This is a genomic window from Pseudorhodoplanes sp. (genome assembly GCF_035565855.1).
Taxonomy (GTDB): Bacteria; Pseudomonadota; Alphaproteobacteria; order Rhizobiales; family Xanthobacteraceae; genus Pseudorhodoplanes.
In genome coordinates this window covers 1-3,865 of sequence record NZ_DATMRX010000158.1, presented here as the reverse complement: position 1 = coordinate 3,865, position 3,865 = coordinate 1, and the positions used below count along the sequence as shown (strand labels likewise).

Sequence of the window (3,865 nt, the reverse complement as noted above, 5' to 3'; positions counted from 1 at the left end):
CATTGGCAAAGCTCGGCGTCGTGGCCGCAATCTCGTCCATGATCTGCGAGGGGTGGGTGTAGTTCCAGTCGAAGCCGAGGGCGCGCGCCAGTTCCTGCGTCGCCTCCCAGTCCGCATAACGGGCTTTCGGTTCCATCACCTTGCGCACGCGGTTGATGCGGCGTTCGGCATTGGTGAAGGTGCCGTCCTTCTCCATGAAGGTCGAACCCGGCAGGAACACATGGGCATAGTTGGCGGTCTCGTTCAGGAACAGGTCCTGAACCACCACGCATTCCATGGCCGCGAGGCCGGCGGCGACGTGGTGCGTGTCGGGATCGGACTGGAGAATGTCCTCGCCCTGCACATAGATGCCCTTGAAGGTGCCGTCGACGGCGGCATCCAGCATGTTGGGAATGCGCAGGCCCGGCTCGTTGTCGAGCTTGACGCCCCACAGTTCCTCGAAGATGGCGCGGGTGGCATCGCCGGAGATGTGGCGATAGCCCGGCAATTCGTGCGGGAACGATCCCATGTCGCAGGAGCCCTGCACATTGTTCTGCCCGCGCAGCGGGTTCACGCCGACGCCGCGGCGGCCGATATTGCCGGTCGCCATGGCGAGGTTGGCGATGGCCATCACCGAGGTCGAGCCCTGGCTGTGCTCGGTCACGCCGAGGCCGTAATAGATCGCGCCGTTGCCGCCGGTGGCGTAGAGGCGCGCGGCCCCGCGGATGTCTTCGGCAGGCACACCGATATAGTCGGCGATTGCTTCAGGGCTGTTGGCCTCGTCGGCAACGAATTCAGCCCAGTCCTGAAAAGCATCCCATTCGCAGCGCTCGCGTACGAACTGCTCGTTCACCAGACCTTCGGTGACGATGACATGGGCAATCGCGGTGAGCATGGCGACATTGGTGCCGGGCCGCAGGGCCAGATGGTAATCCGCCCTGATATGCGGGCTCTTGACGAGATCGGTGCGGCGCGGATCGATGACGATCAGCCGCGCGCCCTCGCGGATGCGCTTCTTCATGCGCGAGCCAAACACGGGATGCGCATCGGTCGGATTGGCGCCGATGACGACGATGACATCGCTTTCCTCGACCGAATCGAAATCCTGCGTTCCGGCCGAGGTGCCGTAGGCCTGACCGAGGCCATAGCCGGTCGGCGAATGGCAGACACGGGCGCATGTGTCGACATTGTTGTTGCCGAAGCCCTGACGCACCAGCTTCTGGACGAGGTAGGTTTCTTCGTTCGTGCAGCGCGAGGAGGTGATGCCGCCGATGGAGGCGCGGCCGTACTGATACTGGATGCGGCGGAACTCGCTTGCCGCATGGCTGATCGCCTCCTCCCAGCTCACCTCGCGCCACGGGTCGGAAATCCGCTCGCGGATCATCGGCTTCAGGATGCGGTCCCTGTGCGTGGCATAGCCATAGGCGAAGCGGCCCTTGACGCAGCTGTGGCCATGATTGGCCTCGCCGCCCTTGTAGGGGACCATGCGCAGCACCTCATCGCCCTTGACCTCTGCCTTGAACGAACAGCCGACACCGCAATAGGCACAGGTGGTGACCACGGAGCGCTCGGGCATGCCGTGTTCGAGAACGGTTTTTTCGCGCAGTGCATCGGTGGGGCAGGCCTGCACGCAGGCGCCGCAGGACACGCATTCGGACTCCACGAAGTCCTCGTGCATGCCGGGGGTGATGCGGGAATCGAAGCCCCGGCCATCGATGGTCAGCGCGAAGGTGCCCTGCACGTCCTCGCAGGCCCGCACGCAGCGCGAGCAGACGATGCACTGGGAAGGATCATAGGTGAAATAGGGGTTGGTTTCGTCGCGGACCAGATAGTCGATGTTGAGCGATCCGTTGCCCGGCGCGACGTGGTTGCGCCCGTCCAGACCGTAGCGATTCTGTTCAAGCCCGACGGTGGCCGCCACCTTGTCGAACTCGCTCTGGCCGGTGCCGCGCTGTTCATTCCAGCCACTGGGATGATCGGAAACGTAAAGCTCCATCACACCCTTGCGGATGGCATCGAGCCGGTCGGAACGGGTGTGGACGACCATGCCTTCGCCCACCGGCGTGGTGCAGGAAGCGGGCGTTCCGTTGCGGCCCTCGATCTCCACCAGGCAGATGCGGCAGGAGCCGAAGGAGTCCAGCATGTCGGTCGCGCACAGCTTCGGAATCTCGACCCCCGCCTCCATCGAGGCGCGCATGATCGAGGTTCCTTCCGGAACCGTGACCGGCTTGCCGTCGACAATCAGCGTGACCTGCTTTTCGGCCCGCGATTCAGGTGTGCCGTAGTCGGTTTCGTGAACGAGACCCATGTCGAGACTCCCCTTGAAAGCAGCGCTCTTCCGGCGCCGGTTCAGTCTTTGCCTTTGCGTGCCGCGAGCGTATCAGCGACCAGCGCGTTGGCGTGGCCATGGCCGAGGCCATGCGTTTCCTTCAGCCATGCGACAAGCTCCATGTGCTTCTTGCCGGTCTGGCTTTCGATAAGGTCTTTCCAGTGCGAGATCGGCTTTCCGTACTTCTGCTCGATCGACGGAAAGTAGGAAGCCGGACCCCTGACCTTATCCTGCGTCGTCATTCAGCGGCCTCCCGCATCGGCGCCGGCCTGAAATCTTCAGGGAAGTGGGTCAGCGCACTCATCACCGGATAGGGCGTGAAACCACCGAGCGCGCAGAGCGAGCCGAACTTCATGGTGTTGCACAGGTCGGTGACGAGCTCGATCTGGGTGTCCGGCGCAATGCCGGCGGCCAGCTTGTCCAGCACCTCGACACCGCGCGTGGAACCGATCCGGCAGGGCGTGCACTTGCCGCAGCTCTCTATCGCGCAGAACGCAAAAGCGAAGCGCGCCTGCTTCAGCATATCGGCGCTGTCATCGAAGACCGTGATGCCGGCATGGCCGATCAGGCCGTCCTTCGCCGCGAAAGCCTCGTAGTCGAACGGCGTATCGAACAGATCGCGCGGAAAATAGGCGCCGAGCGGTCCGCCCACCTGCACGGCCTTGACCGGGCGGCCGGTTGCGGTGCCGCCGCCGATGTCGTCGACGATCTCGCCGAGCGTCAGGCCGAAGGCGGTTTCGAACAGGCCGGGATAGCGGATGTTGCCGGCGATCTGGATCGGGATGGTGCCGCGCGAGCGTCCCATGCCGAAGTCCTTATAGTAGGCGGCGCCCTTGTCGAGAATGATCGGCACGGAGGCGAGACTGATGACGTTGTTGATCACAGTCGGCTTGCCGAACAGGCCCTTGTGGGCCGGCAGCGGCGGCTTGGCGCGCACCATGCCGCGCTTGCCCTCGAGACTGTCGAGCAGCGCCGTTTCCTCGCCGCAGACATAGGCGCCGGCGCCCTCGCGCACTTCCATGTCGAAGGCGCGGCCCGAGCCCATCACATCCGGCCCCAGGATTTTCGCGCGCCGCGCGATTTCCACGGCCCGGCGCATGGCGGCTATGGCATGCGGATATTCGGAACGGGTGTAGAGGAAGCCTTTGGTCGCGCCGGTGGCAAGGCCGGCGATCGCCATGCCCTCGATCAGCACGAAGGGGTCGCCCTCCATGATCATGCGATCGGCAAAGGTGCCGGAATCGCCTTCGTCGGCATTGCAGACGATGTATTTGCGCACATCATCCGTATCGAGCACCGTTTTCCACTTGATGCCGGTGGGGAAGCCGGCGCCGCCGCGCCCGCGCAGGCCCGATTCCGTCACCTCGGTCACGATCTCGAGGGGAGCCATCGCGGCAGCCTTGCGCAGGCCGGCAAGCCCGCCATGGCGCTCGTAATCCTCCAGCGAGAACGGATCGGTGATGCCGCAGCGGGCGAAGGTCAGCCGCGTCTGGCGCGCGAAGAACGGGATTTTTTCCGGGTCGCCCAGCGCCAGCTCATGTGCGCCGCCGGTCAGGA

General features: G+C 64.5%; 3 protein-coding genes. All 3 read right to left on the bottom strand.

Features of this window, described 5'->3' with window-relative positions:
* Window positions 1-2,287 (bottom strand): formate dehydrogenase subunit alpha (gene fdhF, locus VN004_RS08720; RefSeq protein WP_325609008.1); only part of this gene is annotated, 2,287 nt, incomplete at its 3' end.
* A 41-nt stretch (window positions 2,288-2,328) separates the two neighbouring features.
* On the bottom strand, window positions 2,329-2,550 hold the full coding sequence (locus tag VN004_RS08715; protein WP_239800170.1) for a DUF4287 domain-containing protein: 222 nt from the start codon (window positions 2,548-2,550) through the stop codon (window positions 2,329-2,331).
* Window positions 2,547-3,865 (bottom strand): NADH-quinone oxidoreductase subunit F (locus VN004_RS08710; RefSeq protein ID WP_325609004.1); only part of this gene is annotated, 1,319 nt, incomplete at its 5' end. The genes VN004_RS08715 and VN004_RS08710, both read right to left, overlap by 4 nt.

Bases quoted from the DNA above. Each gene is read 5' to 3' on its own strand.
- VN004_RS08715 (WP_239800170.1), bottom strand. From the start codon at position 2,550: ATGACGACGCAGGATAAGGTCAGGGGTCCGGCTTCCTACTTTCCGTCG.